Here is a 23,200-nt window from a genome sequence, read left to right as displayed (position 1 = left end):
TCACTTGGCGATCCCGCCGCTGCACGCCGCACCGGGCTCGGGGGTCTGCGGACCCTGGACGTACTTCGTGAAGAACTGCGCCACCCGGGCGTCGGAGGCGCTCTTCACGGTCACCTGCTTCCCCCAGGCGCTGAGCGTCAGCGGGGCGGCCTGGTCCTCGACGGGGCTCATCAGGGAGTACGGGGTGGCCGAGACCCGTTCACCGAGCTTCTTGACGTCGGCGGGCGCCGCCTTGCTGTTGTACGTGACCCAGACGGCGCCGTGCTCCAGCGAGTGGACCGCGTTCTCCTTCGGTATCGCGTCGGTGTAGACGTCCGCGTCGCAGTTCATCCACACCGGATTGTGGTCGCCGCCGACCGGCGGGTTCATCGGGTAGTCGACCTTCTTGTCGACGTGGTCGCGCCCGAGCTTGTCCCAGCTCTTCTCGCCCTGGACGGGGGAGGACTTGGCGGCGGTCTCGGCCTTGTCCTTCTTGTCGGCGGTGTTCATCAGGTAGCCGCCGCCCGCGACGAGGCCGGCCAGGACGGCGACGGCGGCGGTGATCGTGATGACGCGGCTGCGGCGCTCGCGGGCCCGCTCCTTGCGGCGGGCCTCCTCCAGCTTGGCGCGGCGGGCGTTGGCGGGCGTGTTCTTCTTGGCGGAGGCCATGGTGGGTCCTCTGGTTCGGTGAGCCGGACGGTTCGCGGGCAGACGGATGCGCCCCCTCGGGAGGGGGGACAGGCGCTGCTGCTAGATCCGTTGAACCTGGAGGCGCAGATGGTCGACGTCGCCGACGGCGTCGTTGGAGGGGCCCCGGATGCCGGCGGCCCCGGTGAGGGAACCGGCCGGGAGGACGGCCGGTGCGCAGGGGAGCGCGGCCGGTGCGGGCGGGGTGGGGAGTACGACCGGCGTGGCGTCGTCGGGCGCGACGTGGCAGGAACTCCCCCGGTCCCGGGGTGCGTCGGCCACCACGACGCGCGCCTGGTCCGCCACCGCTGCCGGGGTGAAGGAGTGGAAGGCGCTGAGGGGAACCGTGCCGTGGTGCGGGTCCTCCGTGGCTCCCGCGGAGTTGAACGAGCAGCACGACGCCACGGAGAGCAGCATCAGCAGCCAGCCGAGCAGCACGGGGACACGGGCGTCGCACACCCGGACGGTCCGTCCACTCAGCCTGTTCATCCCGGACATCGTAGCGGTGTGTGAACTTTCAATGAGTGCGGAGGGGTGTTCCGAAACTGTGGATGTGCGGGGAGGGGGTTCCGTCCACGGCGTGGCGGGATAGTGTGCCCCGGTGACAACGCACTCGAACGTATCTGCGGGATGGTATCCGGATCCGCATGGCGCGCCCCAGCTGCTGCGCTACTGGGACGGCTCCCAGTGGACCGAGCACACCAACCCGGCGGGCGGCCAGCAGCAGGCTCCGGCCCAGGCCCCCGCTCAGGCGCAGGTGCCGCAGCAGCAGGCCCCGCAGCACAACCAGCAGGCGGCTCAGCAGCAGTACCAGCAGCAGGCGCCCCCGCAGCACCAGCAGCAGGCTCCCGCCCAGCAGCCGGCCGCGATGCCTCAGCAGGGTGCGCACCCCCAGCAGGGCGGCGGTCCGGGTGCGGGCTCGCTCTTCAACCAGCAGGTCCTGGTGGTGAACCAGAAGGCCAAGCTGATCGAGGTCACCAACGAGTACAGCGTCTTCGACCAGCACGGCAACACCGTCGGCTCGGTCGTCGAGGTCGGTCAGAGCGCGCTCCGCAAGGTGGTGCGGTTCCTCAGCAGCATCGACCAGTACATGACCCACCGCCTTGAGATCCGTGACGCCTACGGCCAGCCGCAGCTGCTGCTGACCCGCCCCGCGAAGTTCATCAAGTCCAAGGTCATCGTCCAGCGCCCCGACGGGCAGCCGGTCGGCGAGATCGTCCAGCAGAACGCCATCGGCAAGATCAACTTCGCGATCATGGTCGACGGCCAGCAGGTCGGTGCGATCAAGGCGGAGAACTGGCGCGCCTGGAACTTCGCGATCGTGGACCACAACGACGCCGAGATCGCCCGGATCACCAAGACCTGGGAAGGCCTCGCCAAGACGCTGTTCACCACGGCGGACAACTACGTGCTGCAGATCCACTACCAGCTGCCCGAGCCGCTGCTGAGCCTGGTGGTCGCCACGGCGCTGACCGTGGACACCGCCCTCAAGCAGGACTCCCGCGGCCTCGGCTGAGCCGCACGGCCCGTACGCGAAACCGCCCGCGCCCCCACCTGACACGGTGAGGGGCGCGGGCGGTCGCCGCGTTCAGTCCGCCGTGCGCTCCGGATCCCGCTCCGAGTCCCGGTCCGGCCCCAGCCTCGCGAACACCGCCGCGAGGATCACCGCGGCCAGCGCCCCGGCCGCCACACCGCTGCCGAAGACGGTCCGGGCCCACACCGGCATCCCCGCGTACATCTCGGGGGCGAAGACCGGCAGCAGCCCGACGCAGAGCGCGAGCGCGACCACGATGCCGTTGGTGCCGTGCGTGAGGTCCTCCCGGCTGAGCATGCCGAACCCCATCGTCGCGATCACCGCGTAGATGATCAGCCCCGCCGCGCCGACCACCGGCTCCGGGATGGCGGCGAGCAGCCGGGTGAGCGGCGTGATGAGACCGCACAGGATCAGCAGCACCCCCGCGCCCGCCGTGACGAACCGGCTGCGCACCCGGGTCAGCTGGACGATGCCGATGTTCTCCGCGCTGGTCACCATCAGCGACGTACCGAAGATCCCGGCGCCCAGCGAGGTCACGGCGTCCGCGCGGGAGATCCGCGGGACGTCCCGGGCCGGGTCCGGCGTCCGTCCGACCGCCTCACTGTTCAGGACGGTCTGCCCGGTCGCCTCTGCCAGCGACGCGAGCGCGAAGACCAGCAGCGGCACGGCGGCCAGCAGATCGAAATGCGGCGTGCCGTACGGGAACGGGTCCGGCAGCGCGAACGTGCTGCCGTGCGCCATGTGGAACGCCGTACCGCTCAGCGCGGCGACGACGGTGCCTCCCACCAGCCCGAAGAGGACCGACATCTGCCGCCAGACACCGCGCATGAACAGGAAGAACAGGGCGATGATGCCGAGCGTGGCGAAGCCGAGCCCGGGTCCGGAGGCGATCATCGGCGCGGTGATCTTGATCATGTTGATCCCGATCAGGACCACCGTGGTGCCCATCACCAGCGGCGGGAAGAACCGCACCAGCCGGCCGTAGAGCGGCAGTACGGCGATCAGGAAGACCGCCGCGATCAGTACGGAGCCCGAGGCGGTGGCGGGCCCGTGCTCCTTGGCGACCTGGAGGAAGATCGCCACCGCCGCACCGCCCGGCAGCATCAGGAACGGCAGCCGGGCGCCGACCCGCAGCGCCCGCACACCCAGCGACTGGAGCAGCGCCCCGATGCCGCAAAGCACCAGCGTGGCGCTGAGCAGTGACGCCGTCTGGGACGCGGTCAGCGACAGCGTCGTGCCGATCAGGATCACGGAGGAGACGGGGGCGGCGACCCCGGCGAGCAAGTGCTGGAAGGCCAGCGGGACCAGCCGGGGGAGCGGCAGCCGCTCGTCGACCGGTGCGACGGACGGAACCGGTCCGGCGGTTGCGGCCGCGTCGGTGGCGGCCGTGCCGGGGGCGGGGGAGGCCATGGTCCGGCTCAGCCCTTCGGGACGTCGAGCCAGGGGAGCTCCCCGGCCGAGTAGCGGTAGGAGCGGAACACGGCGTTGGGCTCGGACGGGAACAGCTTGCGCACTTCTTCTTCCTGGTAGCCGCCGAAGAACGGCACGATGTACTCCCAGCACAGGTAGCCGTCCCGGGTGACCTCGAAGAGCCGTCCGGCCGGGGAGTCCGTCACGAGCGTGTTCCCGTTCGGCAGCCGCTGGGCGCTGCCCATGAACGGGGCGAAGAACGACTCGCGTGCCGGGTCGTGGTACTCCCAGACAATGGTGCCACTCGACCGCTCGATCTCGATGACCCGGCTGAACGGCACGTCCCAGTGCGGCCGGAAGACGCCGTTGTCGAAGACCAGGAAGTTGCCGTTCTCCAGCTCGGTCGGGCAGTGCTGCTGCGATACGACGCCGGGCTCGCTGCGCCAGATGATCTCGCCGGTCTCCCGGCTGATGACGATCACCGCGGAGGCGGAGCGAAGGCTCGCCAGGATGTTGCCGTCGCTGGTCGGCAGCACGCTGTTGATCAGCGGGTAGTGCTCGCGCGAGTAGTCGGGGTGCAGCGGGAAGGCCTCGCGGTCCAGGTGCTCGGAGACCTTCCACTCCCAGACCGTGCGTCCCTCCGCGTCCACCTCGACGATGGTGTCCGCCCAGACCGTGCCGTCCGGCTCGGAGCCGGGGACCCCGCCCCGGACGGCGGCCGCGGCCTCGCCGGTCAGCGGCTCCAGCGCGGCGTACAGCAGCCGGCCGTCGCCGTAGTGGTACGCGTCGTGGTGCTGGTAGCGGTCGCGGTGCTCGCGTACGACCGTGCCGTCGGGGGTGATCTCCTGCATGATCCCGCCGCGGTACTTGTGCCACATCGGGAAGAGCGCCGGCTCGTCCGGGAGGACGCCGCTGTACGCGAGGTTGCCGTTGGGCAGGATCCTGGCGTGCCGGCCGGGGCGGTGCGGGAGGTTCCACTGGTGGACGACCTCACCGCGCATGTCGATGAGATACACCTCGCCGCCACCGGTCAGCGGGGCGAAGAGGGTGTACCCGCCGTAGGAGGCCTCCTCGTCCAGGGCTATGAGTCCGGTGCCGCGGCGCCGTCGCTGGTTCTGGTCCACGAGGGGCATGGATCGGTCCTCCCGGTTAACTTTATTAGGTGGGACTTAAAAGGTTAACCGGCCCGGTAGGCTGCTCACTGCCCCGCCGGCTGTGGTGTGCGGCACGCGGGACACGGAATGAGTGAGATGAGCGAGGCGGACACCCCACAGGTCGGCCCGGGAATTCGCCGACGGCGCCGCGCCCTTGAGCTGACCCTCGCGGAGGTCGCGCGCCGGGCCGGCCTCTCCACCCCCTTCCTCAGCCAGATCGAGAACGGCCGCTCCCGGCCGAGCATGGGGTCGCTCCAGCGCATCGCGGACGCGCTCGACACGACCGCCGTGCAACTGCTGGCCACGGCGGAGGCGCCCCGGCCCGTCGATGTGGTGCGCGGCGCCTCCGCGTCCGTGCGGGAGACCGGCGCGGAGGGCGGCGACGGCCGGATGCGCCCGCTGGTGCGCGGCCATCAGCGTCTGCACGCCCTTGAGTTCACCGGGGACCACGACTGGGGCCGTGAGTTCAGGCACCGCAACGACGAGATCCTCTACGTCGCGGACGGCGGTGCCGAGGTCGAGGCGGACGGCAGCTTCTACCGGCTGGAGCGGGGCGACACCCTCTACTGCGCCGGCGGTCTCGTCCACCGCTGGCGTCCGACGGAACCGGGCACCCGGGTCCTGGTGGTCGGCATCGCGGACCACGTCCAGGCGACGGACGAGCAGACCGGGTGACCGGAGCTTCGGGGGATTTCTCCGCCGCTATCCGTCCGTGCGGTGGACTCCGAACACGGCGCCCTGGGGGTCCCGGACCACGGCGATCCTGGGGCCCTGCGGAATGCTCGTGGGCGGCATCAGCAGATCGCCGCCGGCCCCCTTCGCCTTCTCCGCCGCCGCGTCCACGTCCGCGACGACGAAGTACGGCACCCAGTGCGGCGGCAGCTCGGGCGGGAACTTCTCGTCCATCGTCAGCACGCCGCCGAAGTCCGCACCGTCGATGCCCCACTGCGGGTACGTGTCCGAGGCGCTGACCGTCCAGCCCAGTACGGCGGGATAGAAGGTGAGCGCCGGCCCGGCCTCGCGGGTGACGAGCTCGGCCCAGCCCAGCGCGCCCGGCTCGTTGAACAGGTCGGCGCCCGCGAACGCGCGCCCCTGCCACAGCGAGAACACCGCGCCGGACGGGTCCGCGACCACCGCGAACCTGCCCTGGTCGAAGATGTCCATCGGGCCGACTAGCAGCGAACCGCCCGCCGCCGTCACCTTCCCGGCCGAGGAGTCCACGTCCCCGGTGGCGAAGGAGACCGTCCAGGCGGGCGCCTGGCCCGGCTGGTAGACGGGGCTGAGCGCCGCGACACGGGCCTCACCGAGGTGCGCCATCGTGTAGCCGCCCGCCTCCTCGCGCGGATCGGTCTCGCACCGCCAGCCGAAGAGCGTCCCGTAGAAGGACTTGGCCGCCGGGACGTCGGAGGTGCTCAGTTCGATCCAGCAGGGACCACCGGGCACCGGAGCCGTGAGTTTCATTCTGATTCCTCCGTACGCACATCGTTCGGCGGGACGTGTCTACCCGTTCGACGCTATGACCGTGGGCGGTCGCGGGCCATCGGGGGGAGATCTCGATCCAAGTGTTTTATATGTGTAATACCTGTTAACGTATTTGGGTGAGCGATACAACTACCCGGCCGCGTCGGCAGCCCTCCGTCCACCGGCTCCCACTGGCGGGGCCGCTGCGCCTGGCCCGCCCCTCGGACATCTGGCTCAAACCGGCGTCCAGCGTGGTCGTGGCCACGGCGATACCCAACCTGGTGCTGTTCTCCATCGACCGCCTCGACCTCGTGATGTACACGATGGCCGGATCCCTCTGCGCGTTGTACGGCCACAACCTGCCGTACGCGCGACGCGCCCGGAGCATCGTCGGAGTCGTCCTCGGGATGCTCGCCGGACTGGCCGTATCGCTCGTCACCGCGTCGCTGACCGATTCGACCGCCGTCCTGATCGCCGTCGGCGCACTCCTGGCGGCCGGGCAGAAACTGCTCTGCGACGCCACCCGGATCGGGCCCCCCGGACCGCTGATCTTCACGTTCGTCAGCTCGGCGTCCCTGTTCGCCCCGCAGCACCTGGGCCAGATACCCGGTCACCTCGCCCTGACCCTCGGGGCGGGCGCGGTCTCCTGGCTCGTCACCGTCGCCGGTCCCGCCCTCGTCCGCCGCGAGGGGCCCGAGCGCCTCGCCACGGCCCGCGCCCTGAACGCGGCCGCGGCCCACACCGCGGACCCCGGCCACCACACCCGGCGCGCCGCGGTCGCCGCGGTGCACGGTGCGTGGCAGACCCTCCTCGCGGCCGGGCGCCCCACCCCCGCACGCCGTGCGCTGGAACGCCTCGTCGTGCACGCGGAGACCGCGCTCGCCGCAGCCACGCCCGCCGCCGACGGGGGAGCGGCTGCCCACGGCGGGGAGCGCCCCTCGGCCGCAGACCCCGCCCTGCTGCGCGACTGGGCCGCCCGGACCCGGGCCCGAGGCCCGGTGCCCACCCCACCGGCCGCCCCCGGAACGGCCGCCGAACTCTTCGGCATCGAAGCCGAACGCACGGCCCTGCGCCCCACCGCGCCCGGCGAAGCCCGCCGCGCACTGCTCCACCGGCTGGGCCCCGGATCCCCGCTGCTGCCGATCGCGGCCCGCACCCTCATCGGCTGCGCCCTGGCCGGCTACCTCTCGTCGGCCGTCGGCGTCGGCCGCCCCTACTGGGCCATCGTCACCGCGGCCTCCCTCTACCAGGCCAACGTCACGCTCTCCTGGAACCGGGCCCTCCAGCGCACCCTCGGCAACCTCATCGGCGTCCTGGTCTTCGCCGCCGTTCTCCCCGTCACCCGGACCGGCCCGCTGGCCCTGATCGGCTTCTGCCTCTTCTTCAGCTTCGCGGCGGAGGCCCTGATCACCCGCAACTACTGGCTCGGCTCCGTCGCGGTGACCCCGATGGCGCTGCTCGTCCTGGAGTACGCGGGCAGCCACCCGGCCGGTGAGCTCATCGGCGACCGGGTCCTGGACACCGTCATCGGCGCCGCGGCCGGAATCCTCACCGCGATGCTCGTCACCAACCGGCGCGCCGGGGGGCGGGTGGAGAGCGCACTCGCCGCCGCCGAACTGGCCCGCGCCCACGCCGTACAGACCCTCGCGGCCCCCGGTTCGAGCCCCGCCGCGCTCGAAGCCGCCCGCCGAGGGCTCACCGGCTGCCTGGTCGAGCTGCGCGACGCGGACGACACGGCGGCCGGCGAATGGTGGCAGCGCGACCTGCCCCAGGAGGAGGTACTCGCCGCCGAGCAGGCCGGACACCGTACGCTCGCGGCGACAGCGATACGGCAGGGGCTGATCGCCCCGGCCCCGGAGAACGGAGCGGTGTGACCGACGACATCGTCGCCTCGGTGGTACGGCAGTGGCAGGCAGTCAACCCGGAGCTGGACACCGGCCCCATGGAGCTGATCGGCCGGATCAACCGCTGCGCCGCCCTGCTCCAGCAGGCCGAGGACGCCCCGCTGCGGGCCGCCGGACTGACCCGTGCCGAGTTCGACCTGCTCGGCGCGGTGCGCCGTACCGACCGCGAACTCACCCCCGGCGAACTGGCCAGGGAGACGTTCTCCTCCGGTGCGGCCGTGACCAAACGCCTGCGCGTCCTCCAGGAGCGCGGCCTCACAGAGCGTCGCGGCGACACGCGTGACCGCCGGGTCGCGCACGTGCGGCTGACCGAGGAGGGCCGCGCGCTCGTCGACGGACTGCTGCCGCAGCAACTGGCCTACGAACGCGCGGTGCTCTCCGGTCTCGACGCGGAGTCCAGGGACCGGCTCAGCGCGCAGCTCAGCGAGCTGCTGGTACAGCTGGAGGGCCGGATCGGCGGGGCGCGCCGCTGACCGCCCGGAGCGCGGCGGACCGCCGCAGCTCCTCCGCGCGGCGCACCAGCGTGGCGTCGTCACCCCGGTCCGCGGGTGCGCAGGCCGTCAGCGCGAGCAGGTCCCGGCGGCCGGAACCGGCCAGCGGTACGGCGACGGTGTTGATGCCCGGCACCGGCTCGCCGCGGCCCAGCGCGTACCCGCACGCGCGGATGTCCGCCAGCTCGTCGAGCAGTGCCGACGGCGGCTCGGCCCGGTCCGCGCCCTCGTCCGGCCGCTCCCGCCCGTCCGACCGCTCCCGCTGATACAGGGCGCGGACCTGTTCCGGGGCCAGCCGGGAGAGCAGCATCCTGCCGCCCGATGTCGCGTACGCGGGGTGGGTGCGCCCTGTCTCCAGCACCACCCGCACCGGCTGCCCGGACTCGCGGCCGTCGGTGACGACGGTCCGGTCCCCGACGAGGGCGACGCTCTGCACGGTCTCGCCGGTGCGCCGCACCGCGTCGTCCAGTACCGCGCCGATCTGTTCGCGGTCCTCCGCTCCGAAGCCGGCGGGCCGCCCCAGCGTCATGAGTTCGGGACCGGGGGAGTAGCCGCGTCCCGAGGCGTCCCGGACCGCGAAGCCGCGCCCCTCCAATGTGCTGAGCACGCGGTGGGCGGTGGAGCGGCCGACGGAGAGCAGCTCGGCCGCCCCGGAGACGGTGAGCGAGTCATGCGTGAGGAACAGCCGAAGCAGCCGAAGTCCGGTGTCGAGTGACTCGATGGTGTAGTCCCGTGTCGGCTCCATGAGATGCCCGTTCCTCTGTTCGTTCGGACGGCGACCACGCGCTCCACTCGCGTGCCGGTCAGAAATCTGTTCCTTTCGATCCGCTTCGATCACATGTGCCCCTGTACCGCTGTCCGGTACGGACTGGACCGATCCGGAGCCGCTGGAGTCGCCGGTGTGCCCATTCACCTTACTTCTCAAGGGTGTTGAGGATCCGCGAAGCCCGGCAGGCAGGTCGTCGCGTTCCGCAGGACGGGACGCTGACGGGTGATTTCTCCGGAATCCGCCCTGCCGTCACTCCCCGCGCACGCTCGGAGGCGGTGCGTGCAAAACCCGCGAGTGTATTACCGCTGGAGTCCTCGCGCAGGGGGTTGGGTGAATGTGCCGAAGCACTGTTTCGATCTGACTAAGCTCACGCGCAGTGAAGTCGAGTTGATGCGAATTCGAGCGCTTGTTCCCAACTGCCCTGTAAGCGCTGTGCTTCCTGAATAATCCCCCCGAGTCAACCGCCAGAGGTTTTAGATGGTTCGTGTTGAATCACCGCCGATCGACCGAGAAACACCTGTCGTCCGCGCCGTGTTGCTGCCCGTTGTCGCGATGGCGGGCGCGACCGCCGCAGCCGTAGCGCTGGTTTCCGGGGCCGCGCGGATACCAGTCGTCCTGTGCGGCGCCTTCGCCACCGTCGTGGTCGCCGTGCTCACCGCGGAACTCGCCCGCCGCGCACGGACGATCCGCCGGCAGCGCGCCGAGTACGAGCACCGCTGCGGCGGCCTGGAACGCCGGCTGGCCAACCACGACGAAGAGACCGTACGGATCAGCAAGGAGCTCCTGCCCGCCGCGATCCACCGGCTGCGGGTGGGCAACTCCCCGGACGAGGTGCTGCGCGACGTCGTGGACGCCGACCCCGTCTACCGGCATCTGCCCGACGCCCAGCGCTCTCTCGTCTACACGGTGCTGGACATCATCGACAACGAGGAGGCGACGCGTGACTCCGCGCAGCGCGCCTTCGTCAACGTCGCCCGCCGCGTCCAGGCGATCGTCCACCGGCAGGCCAGTGAGCTGCGGGAGATGGAGGAGCACCACGGGCGCAACCCCGACGTCTTCGACGACCTGCTCCGCATCGACCACGGCACCGCGCTGATCGGCCGGCTCGCGGACTCCATCGCCGTCCTCGGCGGCGCCCGCCCCAGCCGCCAGTGGCCCAAGCCCGTACCGCTGTTCAGCGTGTTGCGCGGGGCCATGTCGCGAATCCTGGAGTACCCGCGCGTCGATCTGCACTCGATCGCCAAGGTCGCCATCATCGGCACCGCGGTCGAACCGCTCATCCACGCCTGCGCCGAACTCCTCGACAACGCGACCCGGTACTCGCCGCCGCAGACCCGTGTGCACGTCACCGCCGTCGAGGTGCAGACCGGCATCGCCATCGAGATCGAGGACGGCGGCGTCAGCCTCAGCGAGGAGGCCCGCGCGCGGGCCGAGAACATGCTCGCCAGGGCCCAGGCCGGCTCCAGCATGAACGACCTCGGCGAGTCCCCGCGGCTCGGCATGGCGGTCGTCGGCCGGCTGTCGCGGATGTACGACCTCCAGGTCTCGCTGCGGCAGTCCGCGTACGGCGGTGTCCGCGCGGTACTCATCGTGCCCCGCTCCATGATCACCACCGGTCCCGCGCCCGGCATCGCCCACGGCATCGGCGCCACCTCGCGGCCGACCAGTGACATCGACCTCGCGGACATGAAGCACGTCGTCCCGGCACGCAGCAACCGCCGCAAGCCCAGCCCGCTGGGCGCCCGTCCGGCCACCGGCCCGGTGGCCCCCGCCACCCGCCCGGCCGCCCCCGCCGCCCCGGTCGCCATGGAGGACGATCTCCCCGTGGTGACGGAGTGGACCGCCGGCGGACTCCCGCAGCGCCGCAGCCGCGGCCGCGCGCCGCTGGGTTCCCACAACCTCCCCGCGCAGCCCGCGGACCCCACCGCGGGCCGGACCAACGGCCACGGAAACGGCCACGAGAACGGCAAGGAACCGCCTCCCGGAATCTGGCTGGAGGCGTTCACCAAGGGCGCCAACGGCGTTCCGCGGGAACCCGGGCCCGACGAAGACTCCGATGACGCGTGGGACAAGGGAGACCTGAAGTGATCCAGCAGCGGGGCAACATGGACTGGATGCTCAAAGAGCTGGCCGACGACGTTCCGGACATCCACCAGATCGTGGTGCTCTCCGCGGACGGGCTGCGCATCGCCCGGCACGGCGGTGACCCCGACGTCGCCGACCGGCTCGCGGCGGCCTGCGCCGGGCTGCAGAGCCTGGCCGCGGCCGTCGCCTCCGAGATCCCGTACAGCGACGGCCGGATGCGGCTCGTCGTCATCGAGGTCACCGGCGGGTTCTTCTACCTGATGGCCGCCGGAGCCGGCGCGTATCTCGCCGTGCTCGCCGGTGAGACGGTGGACGCGGGGCTCGTCGGATCGCGGATGCGCGACATGGTCGTACGGATCGGCGCCCATCTGACGAGCCCGCCCCGGCACGACGGGCAGGCCGGATGAGTTCTATCCGACGAGAACGCCGCACGGTCGATCCGGCGCTGAGCGATCCGGAACGGCTCTACGTGATCACCGGCGATCCCGACGGCAGCGACCGGGCCGCACTCGACCTGGTCACGATGGTGGTCTCCAAATCACAGCCGACACCGACGGTCCAGCCCGAACAGGCCGTGATCCTGCGGCTCTGCCAGGCCCCCCTGTCCGTCGCGGAGATCTCCGCCTACCTCAGCCTGCCGTTCAGCGTGGTGACGGCGCTCCTGACCGATCTCCTCGCGACCGAGCTGATCGAATCGCGGGCGCCGATCGTCCGCGCGACCCTCCCGGACAGGTCCCTCCTCGAAGCGGTGATGCATGGACTTCAGAAACTCTGACACGATCACGGGCCCCCGGAGCGAGGACGTCCTGCCCACCACGGCCACCGCCGCGGTGAAGGTCGTGATCGTCGGCGGGTTCGGGGTCGGGAAGACGACGATGGTCGGCTCCGTCAGCGAGATCCGGCCCCTGACCACCGAAGAGACCATGACCCAGGCCGGCGTCGGCGTGGACGACAACTACGGCGTGGAGAGCAAGACCGCCACCACCGTGGCCATGGACTTCGGCCGGATCAGCATCAGTGAGGAACTGATCCTCTATCTGTTCGGCACCCCCGGCCAGGAACGGTTCTGGTTCCTCTGGAACGGCCTGTTCGAGGGAGCGCTGGGCGCCGTCGTCCTCATCGACACCCGCCGGCTGGAGGTCAGCTTCGACGTCATCGGGCGGCTGGAGGAACGCGGCGTACCGTTCGTCGTCGCCGTCAACACCTTCCCCGACGCCCCGAAGCACCCCGTCGAGGCCCTGCGCAGCGCGCTGGACCTGCCGGACGACGTACCGATGATCGACTGCGACGCCCGACTGCGCGCCTCCAGCCGCGATGTGCTGATGACCCTGATGCGGTATCTGCACAGTGCGGCTGTCCCGCTCGGCTGACGTCCCACGCGTCCTGCGCACCCGTTCCGCGCGCCCCCACCGCGTACCCCCATTCGTCCGCCCTTGGCAGTCTGATCCCTGGAGCGATCGTGACAACCCCATTCCACTACGAGCCCGGAGCGGCCACGGGGCCGGTTCCGCCCCCCGAGTGCCCGGCCCACGGCCTGGGCATCGGCCCCGGCGGCCTGCGACGGCTCTACGGTCCCGAGGCAGAGCAGGACCCGCACGGCCTGTACGACAAGCTGCGCGCCGAGCACGGCTCCGTGGCGCCCGTCCTGCTGCACGGTGACGTGCCGGCCTGGCTGGTCCTCGGGCACAGCGAGAACCTGCACATGACCCGTACGCCCTCGCAGTTCTCCCGCGACTCCCGCCGCTGGCGCGCCCTGCAGGACGGCACCGTGGCGCCCGACCACCCGCTGGCGCCGATCTTCACCTGGCAGCCGATCTGCGTCTTCGCCGACGGTGCCACCCACGAGCGCCAGCGCGGTGCCGTCACCGACTCCATGAACCGGATCGACACCCGCGGCGTCCGCCGCCACGTCAACCGCTACAGCAACCGGCTCGTCAACGACTTCTGCCGGGAGGGCCGCACCGACCTGGTCAGCGAGTTCGCCGAGCGGCTGCCGATGATGGTGATGTGCGCGATCCTCGGGATGCCGGAGGAGTACAACGACCGGATGGTGGGGGCCGCCCGGGACATGGTCCGCGGTACCGCCACCGCCGTCGAGAGCAACGCCTACGTGCTCGCCGCGCTGAGCCGCCTCGTCGAGCGGCGCCGCCGCGAACCCGCGGACGACTTCGCCACCTGGCTCGTCGAGCACCCCGCGGACATGAACGACCAAGAGGTCGCCGAGCATCTGCGGCTCGTCCTGATCGCCTCCTACGAGTCGACCACCAACCTGATCGCCAACGTGCTCCGCATGGTCCTCACCGACCCCCGGTTCCGGGCCAGGCTCAGCGGCGGCCACATGACCGTCCCGGAGGCGGTGGAGCAGACCCTGTGGGACGAGCCGCCGTTCACCGCGGTCTTCGGCCGCTGGGCGGTCGGGGACACCGAGCTGGGCGGGCAGCGCATCAAGGCGGGCGACGCGCTGATCGTCGGCATCGCGCCGGCCAACACCGACCCGGTGGTACGGCCCGACCTCAGCGCCAACATGGAGGGCAACCGGGCCCACCTCGCGTTCAGCGGCGGACCGCACGAATGCCCGGGGCAGGACATCGGGCGCGCCATCGCGGACGTCGGCGTGGACGCGCTGCTGATGCGGCTGCCCGACCTGGAACTCGCCGTGGAAGAGAGCGAGCTCCAGTGGGTCGGCAACATCATGGGCCGTCATCTGGTGGAGCTTCCCGCCGAGTTCGCCTCGCGCCCGCCGCAGGACGACCGGGAACCGCCGTCCATGGGCAAGCCGAACCCGGCCCGCCAGGACTGGGAGGTCCAGTCGGCGGTCCGTCACACGGCGCCGATCCCGGTCAGGGCCGCCGTGTCCCCGGACCCGGCCGGTACCGGCCCGACCGGGGCGACCGCCGCGGCCGACGGCTCGGCGGCCACGCCCGGCGATGCGTCCGGCCTCATCCCGCAGCAGCGCCGGCCCGCGGCCCCGGCCCGCCTGTGGCGCGTCGTGACCCGCTGGTGGAGCGGCAACTGACCGGCGGTGGACGGTGACGACGGCCCGGCGGAAGGGAACCCTCAGGCTTCCTTCCGCCGGGCCGTCGTCACCCTCCGGCGGCGCCACCGGCCCGTCGCGCCGAGCCCCTCGCGACGCCCCCACGTACCATGCGGAAGCGTGAAGCTGACAATTCTGGGTGGCGGCGGGTTCCGGGTTCCTCTGGTGTACGGGGCGCTGCTCGCCGACCACGCCGAGGGACGGGTCTCCTCGGTCACCCTCTACGACACCGACCCCGACCGGCTCACCGCCGTCGCCCGGGTGCTCACCGAACAGGCCGAGGGCATCGCGGACGCCCCGGCCGTCATCGCCACCACCGAACTCGACGAGGCGCTGCGCGGCGCCGACTTCGTCTTCTCCGCGATCCGGGTCGGCGGGCTCGCGGGCCGGGCCGCCGACGAACGGGTGGCCCTCGACGAAGGCGTGCTCGGACAGGAGACCGTCGGCGCGGGCGGGATCGCCTACGGACTGCGCACCGTGCCGGTCGCGGTCGACCTGGCCCGGCGCATCGCCCGGCTAGCCCCGCACGCCTGGGTCATCAACTTCACCAACCCGGCCGGACTGGTGACGGAGGCGATGTCCGCCCACCTCGGTGACCGGGTCATCGGGATCTGCGACTCGCCGGTCGGGCTCGGCCGCCGGATCGCCCGGGTGCTCGGCGCGGACCCGGACCGGGCCCGGATCGACTACGTCGGCCTCAACCACCTCGGCTGGGTACGGGGTCTGTACGTCGACGGCCGGGACGAACTGCCGAGGCTGTTCGCGGACCCGGAGCTGCTCGGCTCGTTCGAGGAGGGCCGGCTCTTCGGCACCGACTGGCTGCGGTCCCTGGGCGCGATCCCCAACGAGTACCTGCACTACTACTACTTCAACCGCGAGGCGGTCCGCGCCTACCAGGAGGCGGAGCAGACCCGTGGCGCCTTCCTCCGGGAGCAGCAGGAGGGCTTCTACGGCCGGATGAAGAACCCGGGCACCCCCGCCCTCGCCACCTGGGACCGTACCCGCGCGGAGCGCGAGGCCACCTACATGTCGGAGAACCGGGAGGTGGCGGGGGCCGGCGAGCGCGAGGAGAGCGACCTCGGCTCGGGCGGCTACGAGCAGGTCGCGCTGGCCCTCATGCGGGCCGTGGCCCGCGACGAACGGACCTCCCTGATCCTCAACGTCCGCAACCGCACCACGCTCTCCGTGCTCGACGCGGACGCCGTCATCGAGGTGCCGTGCCTGGTGGACGCGAACGGCGCCCATCCGGTCGCCGTCGACCCGCTGCCGTACCACGCGGTCGGGCTGGTCACCTCGGTGAAGGCCGTCGAGCGGGCGGTGCTGGACGCGGCGGCGAGCGGTGCGCGCGGCGACGCCGTCCGGGCCTTCGCCCTGCACCCGCTGGTCGACTCGGTCTCGGTCGCCCGCCGCCTGCTCGACGGCTACACCCGCGTCCACCCGGGCCTCTCGTACCTCAAGTAGCGCCGCTCACGGGGCGGCCGCGCGGGTCAGGGGGCGGAGGAGACCCGCGGGCCGCCCGCGGACGTCCACGAGGGCGTCACCCCCGTCACCTGGCAGACCATCAGGTAGAGCGGGATGGGCGGCGTATAGGGCGTGCGGCTGTCGGGCTGATGGATCAGCCGGGGCCGCACCGCCGGTACGTAGGCGCCGCGCGCGTACGCGGCCTGGGCCGGCCAGTCCAGTTCGAGATCGGAACCCGACGGGACGATCCACCACCAGCGCTCCCCGTCGTCGAAGACGCAGCCGGTGCGCGGCAGATGAGACATCAGCCGGAAGCCGTACCGGGCGGGCACCCCCACCGCGTCGCAGCCCAGGGCCGCTGTGAGGGCCGAGGGGAGCGGGAGCTGCACCCGGCCGCCACCGGGGCGGCCCGTCTCACGGGGGCGACGGGTTCCCAGGAGATGGGACATTGCGTTCTTCAACATGAGTGCTCCGAGCCGTGCGGCAGTTCTGCCCAGACGATGCGGCCCGAGCCGTCCCCCGCGTCGCGGGACCCCCAGGCACTGCACATCGCGTCCACGAGCAGCAGGCCGCGTCCGTGCTCGTCGTCGGCGTCGCGGCGCAACTGAGGTCCGCCGGGCTGGTGTCCTTGGTCCTGTACGGCTATGTGCAGCCGGTGATCGAGGCAGCGCAGCTCGCACACGACGCGAGAGCTGGAGGTGTGCACCACCGCGTTGGTCACCAGCTCGGACACGATGAGGATCGCCGCCTCGTGCGCGTCGTCGTCCAGCCGCCACTCGTCCAGCCGGGCCCGCGTGAGCCGGCGGGCACCGGCGACCGACTCCGGGTGCGCGGGCAGCGCGAAGCAGTACCGGAGCGCTTCGGTCCCGGGGCTGAGGTCGACGAGCCGGGAGATGAGCGCACTGCCAGGTGCCACGACCGAATCCTCACAGTGGGGGCTGTGTCACGCTTCGCGATCTTGGTGAAAACAGCTGAGCGCGACTAGTGAACTGGTTCACTCACCAACTCTCCCCCTGTCGCGAACACTTGGCAAGGGGCACTCTGAAATTTCCAGAGTGGCTGTGTCTTTGACGGCACGCGCATGGCACACTGCTCGCAAACAGCGCATGGGGAGGTCTGAAGTGAGTGAACCGCGGTCCGCCCCGACCGTGGGTCAGGTCGTTCTCGGCAAGCGCCTGCAGGATCTGCGGGAACGTGTCGGCCTGAGCCGTGACCAGGCTGCGAAGGTGCTGCGCGTCGCGCCCGCGACGATACGCAGGCTGGAGACGGCCGAGGTCGCCCTCAAGATCGCCTATGTGCAACTTCTCCTGAAGGCCTACGGGATCTCCGAGGAGGAGGCCGACGCCTTCGTCGTCCTCGCGGAGGAGGCCAACAAGCCGGGCTGGTGGCAGCGTTTCCACGACGTGCTGCCCGACTGGTTCAGCATGTACGTCAGCCTGGAGGGCGCGGCGAGCCTGCTGCGCATGTACGAGCCGCACTTCGTCCCCGGGCTGCTGCAGACCGAGGACTACGCGCGCTCCGTGATGCGCACCGGAGCCGTCGGCCAGACCAGGCCGGAGGACATCGAGCGCCATGTGGCGCTGCGGATGGAGCGCCAGTCCCTGCTGACCAAGCCGGATGCCCCGCGGCTGTGGGTCGTGATGGACGAGACGGTGCTCCGCCGCCCGGTGGGCGCCCCGGAGACCATGCGCGCCCAGATCGACCAGCTGCTCGAAGCGACCGCGATGCCCAACGTGACCGTCCAGATCGCCGAGTTCTCCACCGGCCATCACCCGGGCACCTACGGACCCTTCGTGCTCTTCCGGTTCGCCGTCCCGGAGCTCCCCGACATGGTCTACAGCGAATACCTGACCGGGGCCGTCTACTTCGACGCACGCCCCGAGGTGGCCTCCTACCTGGAGGTCATGGACCGAATGGCGGCCCAGGCCGCGACTGCACAACGCACGAAGGAAATCCTCCGGGGCTTCCGCAAGGAGCTGTGATGACACCCATATACAACGGCATGCCGGCCGCCGAACTCGGCTCCGAGGGCTGGTACAAGCCGTGGAGCGGTGGCAACGGCGGCAACTGTGTCGAAGCGATGAAGCTGTCCGACGGAAGAATCGCCATGCGCCAGTCCGCGGACCCGGACGGCCCCGCCCTGATCTACACCCACCGCGAGATCGCCGCCTTCATCCAGGGAGCCAAAGCCGGCCAGGCGGATTTCCTGCTGACCTGAGGGTGACGGGCGGCGGTCCGGTTGCCGGCCCGGTACCGCCGCAGGCCACAATGGACCCATGTCCCGACGTACCTCCCACCCCCGGCGACCCTCCGCCGCTCGCGCCCGTACCGCTCCAGTCGCCGAGATCACCGCGGCATCGCCCTGCCCGTGCGGGCTGCCCGCAACGTACGGCGCGTGCTGCGGGAGGCTGCACGGCGGGGCCGCCGCGCAGACCTGCGAGGCGCTGATGCGTTCGCGGTACGCGGCCTTCGTCGTCCGGGACGCCGGGTACCTGCTGCGCACCTGGCACCCCGGCACCCGGCCGGCCACCCTCGACCTCGATCCGGGGGTGCGCTGGGAGCGGCTGGAGATCCTGGGGACGACGGAGGGCAGCGCCTTCCACACCACTGGCACGGTCACCTTCCGGGCGCACTTCAAGGACCGCGGCCGCGCCGACTCGCTGCACGAGAAGAGCCGCTTCGTCCGGCACGGCGGTGCCTGGGTCTACGAGTCGGCGGTCTTCGCGGACTGACCACGGAGGCCCGGACCGCCGACGTCAGTTGAACACGGACACCCGCGTGCGGTGCGGGGTCGGCGCCTCTCGTGCTCGTCGACAACTGCCACCGTCACGCCGAAGGTGACCACCTGGCCGCGCCCCTCGAAGCCCGCAGGACGTACGAGCCGTCAGCCGCCCGGCACCCGCTCAGACCGGGGCGCCGGCCGGGGCCGCCGGGGACAGTTCCTGGGTGAGGTCCTCCGCCAGCAGCCGCTTGGCGATGACGTCGACCGCGGCGCGCAGGCGGGCGTCGTCGGGGCGTTCGCCGTCGTGGCCCAGCTGGTCGTTGAGCCAGGCCGCCCAGGCGTTCGTGATGGTCGCGGCCTCCCTGCGGCCCGCCTCCGTGTGGGCGAACAGGTGGCCGTCCCCGGTGAGGTAGCCCTCCTCGATCATCCGGTCGAAGACGGGCACCAGTACCTCGGGCGGAAGCCGGTGCCGGGCCGCGATCAGCCGGAGCCCGGCGTGGCCGACCATCCGGGTGAACAGCTCGACCTGCATCACCGCCCAGGCCCCCGCCATGTCCAGCCGGGTGTCCGACTCCACGATGATCCGCCGGGCCGTTTCCGGGTCGACCCGGCGCAGGACCTTGGCCACCGAGAATTCGAGCAGCCGGGCCGGGTCCCCGGTGTTCGGTGAGGCGAAGCCCTCGCCCATGTCGGTCGAGCCGGCCCGCACCGTGTCGCGCAGCTTCACCTCCTTCAGGAAGAGCGCCACGACGAACCCCAGCACCGCGACCGGCACCGTCCACAGGAACACCGTGTGCAGGGTGTCGGCGTACGCCAGGGCCAGCACCGCCGACTGCGCGCCGGGCAGCGAGTGCAGGCCCTCCGGGCTCTGCGAGGCCTTCACCAGCACCGCCGGATCGCCGCCCGCCCGTGCCGCGGCGGCGATCCCGTCCTTGAGGTTGGGGCCGAGCGTGTTGGCGTAGATGGTGCCGAACACCGCGGTGCCGAAGGCGCTGCCGAGCGTACGGAAGAACGTCACGCCAGAGGTCGCCGTGCCCAGGTCGGAGTAGTCGACGGTGTTCTGCACCGCGATCGTCAGCACCTGCATGGACAGCCCGATCCCGACACCGAGCACCAGCATGTACAGCGACTCCAGCCACACCCCGCTGTCCGGGCCCATCCGGGAGAGCAGGAACAGGCCGGCCGCCATGACCAGTGAACCGATGATCGGGAAGATCCGGTAGCGGCCGGTCTTGCTGACCACGTTGCCGCTGAAGATCGAGGCGACCAGCAGCCCGATGACCATCGGCAGCGTCCGGACACCGGAGAGGGTCGCGGAGTCCCCGTCCACGTACTGCAGATACGTCGGCAGGAAGATCATCGCGCCGAGCATCGCGAAGCCCACGATGAAGCTGAGGATCGAGCAGACCGTGAAGACCGGGTTGCCGAAGAGCCGCATCGGCAGCATCGGTTCCTTCGCCCGGAACTCCACGAGGCAGAAGAGCGCGAGCGCGACCACGCCGAGTGCGAACAGGCCGATGATGACGGGGGAGCTCCAGGCGTACTGGTTGCCGCCCCAGCTCGTCGCCAGGATCAGCGAGCTGGCCCCGACCGTGACCATGGCGATGCCCAGGTAGTCGATGACCGGACGCCCCGCGGCCTTCACGGAGGGGATGGTGCGGGCCGCGGCGATGACCACCACGATCGCGATCGGCACATTGACGTAGAACGCCCAGCGCCAGGTCAGATGGTCGGTGAAGAGCCCGCCCAGCAGCGGTCCGATGACGGTGGAGACACCGAACACCGCACCGATCGCGCCCTGGTACTTGCCCCGGTCGCGCAGCGGGATGACGTCCGCGATCAGTGCCATCGACGTGACCATGAGCCCGCCGGCGCCGATGCCCTGGAGACCGCGCCACACGATCAGCAGCGTCATGTTCGTCGCGAGGCCGCACAGGAACGAACCGGTGATGAAGATGATCGCGGACAGCTGGAAGACGATCTTCCGGCCGAACAGGTCGCCGAACTTCCCGACCAGGACCGTCGCCACCGTCTCCGCGAGCAGATACGCCGTGACCACCCACGACATATGGGCGGCGCCGCCCAGGTCGGAGACGATCGTGGGCAGCGCGGTGCCCACGATCGTCTGGTCGAGCGCGGCCAGCAGAATCCCCAGCACGATCGTGGCGAAGACGATGTTCCGGCGGCGCGGGTCGAGCAGGGGCGGCGCGGCGGCACTCTGCGCGGCGGGGGCGGTCTCGCTGGCAGTGGTCACGCTTGCACCCTCACACCGCGCCCCGTCACCCGCATGCCGGGCGCCGCCGGATGGCTCAGGCGGCCAGATCCCTGAGCGAGGCCTTCATCCGTGTGACGAACGCCTCCCGCACCGGCTCCGCCACCCGGTCCAGCGAGAGGTACGGGTTCAGGTCCTCCAGCTCGACGAGGAGCAGCTCACCGTCCGCCGTCCGGCACGCGTCGACCCGCTGGATCCCGTGATCGAGGGTGTTCCACGCCACGAAGGACCGGGCGAACTCCAGATCCGCCGCACTCGCCGCGTACGGCTCCAGCACCCACCGACGCTCCGGGTGCGGCGCGTGCAGCGCGTACTGGAAGTCGTGGTCCACGAAGTAGAAGGACACCTCGTAGCGGAAGTCGATCCGGGGCTGGATCAGCTGCGTCCCGTCCGTCTCCGGGCCCAGGTCGGGGCTCTGTACGAAGCGCAGCCCGGCCGAGTCCGCGCCCAGCTTCGGCTTGATCACGTATCCGTCGGCCGCCGGCAACAGGCCCACGTCCGCGACCCGGTCCACGGTCGGGATCACCGGATACCCGGCCCGGCTCAGGTCGACCAGGTACTGCTTGCCCGCCATGTCGCCCCGGCCGGTCAGCGGGTTGTAGACCCGGGCGTCCAGTTCCCCGGCCCGTGTGCGGAACGCGTCGTACGCCTCCTGGTAGTGCAGCACCGGGCCGCTGTTGCGTATGACGGCCACGTCGAATCCGGCCAGCAGCGCGGCGGCGTCGCGCGGATGGCACAGCGCCGTGTCGAAGTCCTCGCGCAGCCGTGAGGTCAGGAAGATGTCCTCGTCGCAGTAGCGGCGCCCGCGCGCCTCGTAGGCCAGGTCGGTGACGAAGAGGAGGGACGGGCGAGGGCCGGTGGCCATGGTGTTCCCCAGGGGGTGTATGAGCGGACGGGTGGGTCAATAACCTGGACGGCGTTGTCCGTCAACGAGCCTGGAGCGTCATGACGTCTGCCCCGCAAGAGTCGCTCGCCCCGCACGAACCGCCGGTGCCCGACATTCTCTCGCCCGCCTTCGCAGCCGATCCCTACGGGGCCTACCGGATCATGCGCGACAGAGCCCCGCTGATCAGGCACGAGGCCACCGACAGCTACATCGTCTCCCGCTACGAGGACGTGGAGCGGGTCTTCAAGGACAAGGCGGGGGAGTTCACCACCGACAACTACGACTGGCAGATCGAACCCGTCCACGGCCGTACCATCCTCCAGCTCAGCGGCCGCGAACACGCGGTGCGCCGGGCCCTGGTCGCCCCGGCCTTCCGGGGCACGGACCTCCAGGAGAAGTTCCTCCCGGTCATCGAACGCAACGCGCGCGAGCTGATCGACACCTTCCGCCGCACCGGGGAGGCCGATCTCGTCGGAGCGTTCGCGACGCGGCTGCCCGTCCTCGTCATCGCGGACATGCTCGGCCTGGACAAGGCGGACCACGACCGCTTCCACGGCTGGTACACCACGGTCATCGCCTTCCTGGGCAACCTCGCGGGCGACCCCGTGGTGGCGGCGGCGGGGGAGCGGACCCGGCAGGAGTTCGCCGCGTACATGATCCCGGTCATCCAACAGCGCCGGGCGGCCCCCGGAGACGACCTCCTCTCCGCGCTCTGCGCGGCCGAGGTCGACGGCGTACGGATGAGCGACGAGGACATCAAGGCCTTCTGCAGCCTGCTGCTGGCCGCGGGCGGCGAGACCACCGACAAGGCCATCGCCTCGATCTTCGCCAACCTGCTGACCCACCCCGAGCAGCTGGCGGCCGTGCGGGAGGACCGCGGTCTCATCGACCGGGCCTTCGCGGAGACGCTGCGCTACACCCCGCCGGTGCACATGATCATGCGTCAGGCCGCCACGGATGTGGAGCTCGGCGGCGGCCGGGTGCCCGCAGGGTCCACCGTCACCTGTCTGATCGGCGCGGCCAACCGGGACGCGTCCCGCTACCGCGACCCGGACCGGTTCGACATCTTCCGCACGGACCTGACCGCCACCACGGCGTTCTCCGCGGCGGCCGACCATCTGGCGTTCGCCCTGGGCCGGCACTTCTGCGTGGGCGCGCTGCTGGCCAGGGCCGAGGTGGAGACCGGGGTGAACCAGCTGCTGGACGCGATGCCCGACGTACGGCTCGCGGACGGATTCACCCCGTCCGAGCAGGGCGTCTTCACCCGAGGTCCCCGGTCGCTGCCGGTGCGCTTCACCCCGGTCGCGGGCTGAGCGGAAGGGGCGACGGTACGGACATCCGCGCCGCCGCC

Annotated in this window: 24 protein-coding genes; 14 read left to right on the top strand and 10 right to left on the bottom strand. The window is 71.3% G+C overall.

Annotated elements, in window-relative coordinates; translation table 11 throughout:
• Nucleotides 1-648, bottom strand: coding sequence for a DUF3105 domain-containing protein (locus ACFVQ0_RS03905; protein WP_390084246.1), 648 nt, complete (start codon nt 646-648; stop codon nt 1-3).
• An 81-nt stretch (nt 649-729) separates the two neighbouring features.
• On the bottom strand, nt 730-1,155 hold the full coding sequence (locus ACFVQ0_RS03900; RefSeq protein ID WP_390084244.1) for a hypothetical protein: 426 nt from the start codon (nt 1,153-1,155) through the stop codon (nt 730-732).
• Nucleotides 1,156-1,267: 112 nt separating this feature from the next.
• On the opposite strand from ACFVQ0_RS03900, the gene ACFVQ0_RS03895 reads away from it, so the two are divergent.
• Nucleotides 1,268-2,182, top strand: a complete 915-nt coding sequence (locus ACFVQ0_RS03895) for a phospholipid scramblase-related protein (protein WP_390084242.1) — start codon at nt 1,268-1,270, stop codon at nt 2,180-2,182.
• Between the two features lie 72 nt (nt 2,183-2,254).
• Here the strand turns inward: ACFVQ0_RS03895 and ACFVQ0_RS03890 are convergent, their stop codons facing one another.
• On the bottom strand, nt 2,255-3,610 hold the full coding sequence (locus ACFVQ0_RS03890; protein WP_390084240.1) for a uracil-xanthine permease family protein: 1,356 nt from the start codon (nt 3,608-3,610) through the stop codon (nt 2,255-2,257).
• An 8-nt stretch (nt 3,611-3,618) separates the two neighbouring features.
• A complete protein-coding gene (locus tag ACFVQ0_RS03885) occupies nt 3,619-4,743 on the bottom strand; it encodes an aryl-sulfate sulfotransferase (RefSeq protein WP_390084238.1) in 1,125 nt (374 codons plus the stop codon).
• Between the two features lie 108 nt (nt 4,744-4,851).
• On the opposite strand from ACFVQ0_RS03885, the gene ACFVQ0_RS03880 reads away from it, so the two are divergent.
• Nucleotides 4,852-5,439, top strand: coding sequence for a helix-turn-helix domain-containing protein (locus ACFVQ0_RS03880; RefSeq protein ID WP_390084237.1), 588 nt, complete (start codon nt 4,852-4,854; stop codon nt 5,437-5,439).
• Nucleotides 5,440-5,466: 27 nt separating this feature from the next.
• Here ACFVQ0_RS03880 and ACFVQ0_RS03875 read toward each other — a convergent pair whose 3' ends face one another.
• Nucleotides 5,467-6,225, bottom strand: a complete 759-nt coding sequence (locus ACFVQ0_RS03875; protein WP_390084235.1) for a VOC family protein — start codon at nt 6,223-6,225, stop codon at nt 5,467-5,469.
• A gap of 137 nt (nt 6,226-6,362) precedes the next feature.
• Between ACFVQ0_RS03875 and ACFVQ0_RS03870 the strand changes: the two genes are divergently transcribed.
• Together ACFVQ0_RS03870 and ACFVQ0_RS03865 are read left to right on the top strand one after the other, a co-directional pair.
• On the top strand, nt 6,363-8,099 hold the full coding sequence (locus ACFVQ0_RS03870; RefSeq protein ID WP_390084233.1) for an FUSC family protein: 1,737 nt from the start codon (nt 6,363-6,365) through the stop codon (nt 8,097-8,099).
• Nucleotides 8,096-8,602 (top strand): MarR family winged helix-turn-helix transcriptional regulator, encoded by a 507-nt coding sequence (locus ACFVQ0_RS03865; RefSeq protein WP_390084232.1) that lies wholly within the window; start codon nt 8,096-8,098, stop codon nt 8,600-8,602. Before ACFVQ0_RS03870 ends, ACFVQ0_RS03865 begins: the two co-directional genes overlap by 4 nt.
• Here ACFVQ0_RS03865 and ACFVQ0_RS03860 read toward each other — a convergent pair.
• On the bottom strand, nt 8,550-9,365 hold the full coding sequence (locus ACFVQ0_RS03860) for an IclR family transcriptional regulator (protein WP_390084231.1): 816 nt from the start codon (nt 9,363-9,365) through the stop codon (nt 8,550-8,552). The two genes, ACFVQ0_RS03865 and ACFVQ0_RS03860, sit on opposite strands and share 53 nt — an antisense overlap.
• A 501-nt stretch (nt 9,366-9,866) precedes the next feature.
• Here ACFVQ0_RS03860 and ACFVQ0_RS03855 point away from each other — a divergent pair.
• The 6 genes from ACFVQ0_RS03855 to ACFVQ0_RS03830 all read left to right on the top strand — a co-directional run bounded on the left by ACFVQ0_RS03855 (nt 9,867) and on the right by ACFVQ0_RS03830 (nt 15,969).
• Nucleotides 9,867-11,477 carry a sensor histidine kinase gene (locus tag ACFVQ0_RS03855; protein WP_390084229.1) on the top strand — a complete coding sequence of 537 codons (1,611 nt, stop codon included), beginning with the start codon at nt 9,867-9,869 and terminating at the stop codon, nt 11,475-11,477.
• Nucleotides 11,474-11,881: a roadblock/LC7 domain-containing protein gene (locus ACFVQ0_RS03850; protein ID WP_024494673.1), complete on the top strand. Its 408-nt coding sequence runs from the start codon at nt 11,474-11,476 to the stop codon at nt 11,879-11,881. Before ACFVQ0_RS03855 ends, ACFVQ0_RS03850 begins: the two co-directional genes overlap by 4 nt.
• Nucleotides 11,878-12,249 (top strand): DUF742 domain-containing protein, encoded by a 372-nt coding sequence (locus ACFVQ0_RS03845; RefSeq protein WP_390084228.1) that lies wholly within the window; start codon nt 11,878-11,880, stop codon nt 12,247-12,249. The genes ACFVQ0_RS03850 and ACFVQ0_RS03845 overlap by 4 nt, the downstream gene beginning before the upstream one ends.
• Complete coding sequence (locus ACFVQ0_RS03840) at nt 12,230-12,844, top strand: ATP/GTP-binding protein (protein ID WP_390084226.1); 615 nt, start codon at nt 12,230-12,232, stop codon at nt 12,842-12,844. Before ACFVQ0_RS03845 ends, ACFVQ0_RS03840 begins: the two co-directional genes overlap by 20 nt.
• Before the next feature lie 89 nt (nt 12,845-12,933).
• The gene (locus ACFVQ0_RS03835) at nt 12,934-14,490 is read left to right on the top strand and encodes a cytochrome P450 (RefSeq protein WP_390084224.1); all 1,557 of its coding nucleotides are present in this window, start codon (nt 12,934-12,936) and stop codon (nt 14,488-14,490) included.
• A gap of 138 nt (nt 14,491-14,628) precedes the next feature.
• Complete coding sequence (locus tag ACFVQ0_RS03830) at nt 14,629-15,969, top strand: 6-phospho-beta-glucosidase (RefSeq protein ID WP_390084222.1); 1,341 nt, start codon at nt 14,629-14,631, stop codon at nt 15,967-15,969.
• Nucleotides 15,970-15,995: 26 nt separating this feature from the next.
• Here ACFVQ0_RS03830 and ACFVQ0_RS03825 read toward each other — a convergent pair whose 3' ends face one another.
• The gene (locus tag ACFVQ0_RS03825; RefSeq protein WP_390084220.1) at nt 15,996-16,433 is read right to left on the bottom strand and encodes a hypothetical protein; all 438 of its coding nucleotides are present in this window, start codon (nt 16,431-16,433) and stop codon (nt 15,996-15,998) included.
• Nucleotides 16,427-16,885: an ATP-binding protein gene (locus ACFVQ0_RS03820; RefSeq protein ID WP_390084218.1), complete on the bottom strand. Its 459-nt coding sequence runs from the start codon at nt 16,883-16,885 to the stop codon at nt 16,427-16,429. Before ACFVQ0_RS03820 ends, ACFVQ0_RS03825 begins: the two co-directional genes overlap by 7 nt.
• A 205-nt stretch (nt 16,886-17,090) precedes the next feature.
• On the opposite strand from ACFVQ0_RS03820, the gene ACFVQ0_RS03815 reads away from it, so the two are divergent.
• From ACFVQ0_RS03815 to ACFVQ0_RS03805, 3 genes are read left to right on the top strand one after another with little or no spacing between them, the layout of a single operon-like run.
• Complete coding sequence (locus ACFVQ0_RS03815) at nt 17,091-17,951, top strand: helix-turn-helix domain-containing protein (RefSeq protein ID WP_390084216.1); 861 nt, start codon at nt 17,091-17,093, stop codon at nt 17,949-17,951.
• Complete coding sequence (locus tag ACFVQ0_RS03810) at nt 17,951-18,187, top strand: DUF397 domain-containing protein (RefSeq protein WP_024490276.1); 237 nt, start codon at nt 17,951-17,953, stop codon at nt 18,185-18,187. Before ACFVQ0_RS03815 ends, ACFVQ0_RS03810 begins: the two co-directional genes overlap by 1 nt.
• Before the next feature lie 58 nt (nt 18,188-18,245).
• Nucleotides 18,246-18,701 (top strand): YchJ family protein, encoded by a 456-nt coding sequence (locus tag ACFVQ0_RS03805; protein ID WP_390084214.1) that lies wholly within the window; start codon nt 18,246-18,248, stop codon nt 18,699-18,701.
• A 171-nt stretch (nt 18,702-18,872) separates the two neighbouring features.
• Here the strand turns inward: ACFVQ0_RS03805 and ACFVQ0_RS03800 are convergent, their stop codons facing one another.
• Complete coding sequence (locus ACFVQ0_RS03800) at nt 18,873-20,945, bottom strand: MDR family MFS transporter (RefSeq protein ID WP_390084213.1); 2,073 nt, start codon at nt 20,943-20,945, stop codon at nt 18,873-18,875.
• A gap of 55 nt (nt 20,946-21,000) precedes the next feature.
• Entirely contained in the window at nt 21,001-21,828 is an 828-nt protein-coding gene (locus tag ACFVQ0_RS03795) for a hypothetical protein (protein ID WP_390084211.1), read from the bottom strand.
• Between the two features lie 80 nt (nt 21,829-21,908).
• On the opposite strand from ACFVQ0_RS03795, the gene ACFVQ0_RS03790 reads away from it, so the two are divergent.
• Complete coding sequence (locus ACFVQ0_RS03790; protein ID WP_390084210.1) at nt 21,909-23,162, top strand: cytochrome P450; 1,254 nt, start codon at nt 21,909-21,911, stop codon at nt 23,160-23,162.
• Nucleotides 23,163-23,200 lie beyond the last annotated feature (38 nt).

Origin of the sequence: Streptomyces sp. NPDC057900, from assembly GCF_042887885.1 — a bacterium.
GTDB lineage: Bacteria > Actinomycetota > Actinomycetes > Streptomycetales > Streptomycetaceae > Streptomyces.
Note: the sequence above shows the minus strand (reverse complement) of the source record. Positions and strands in the feature narration are given on the sequence as shown.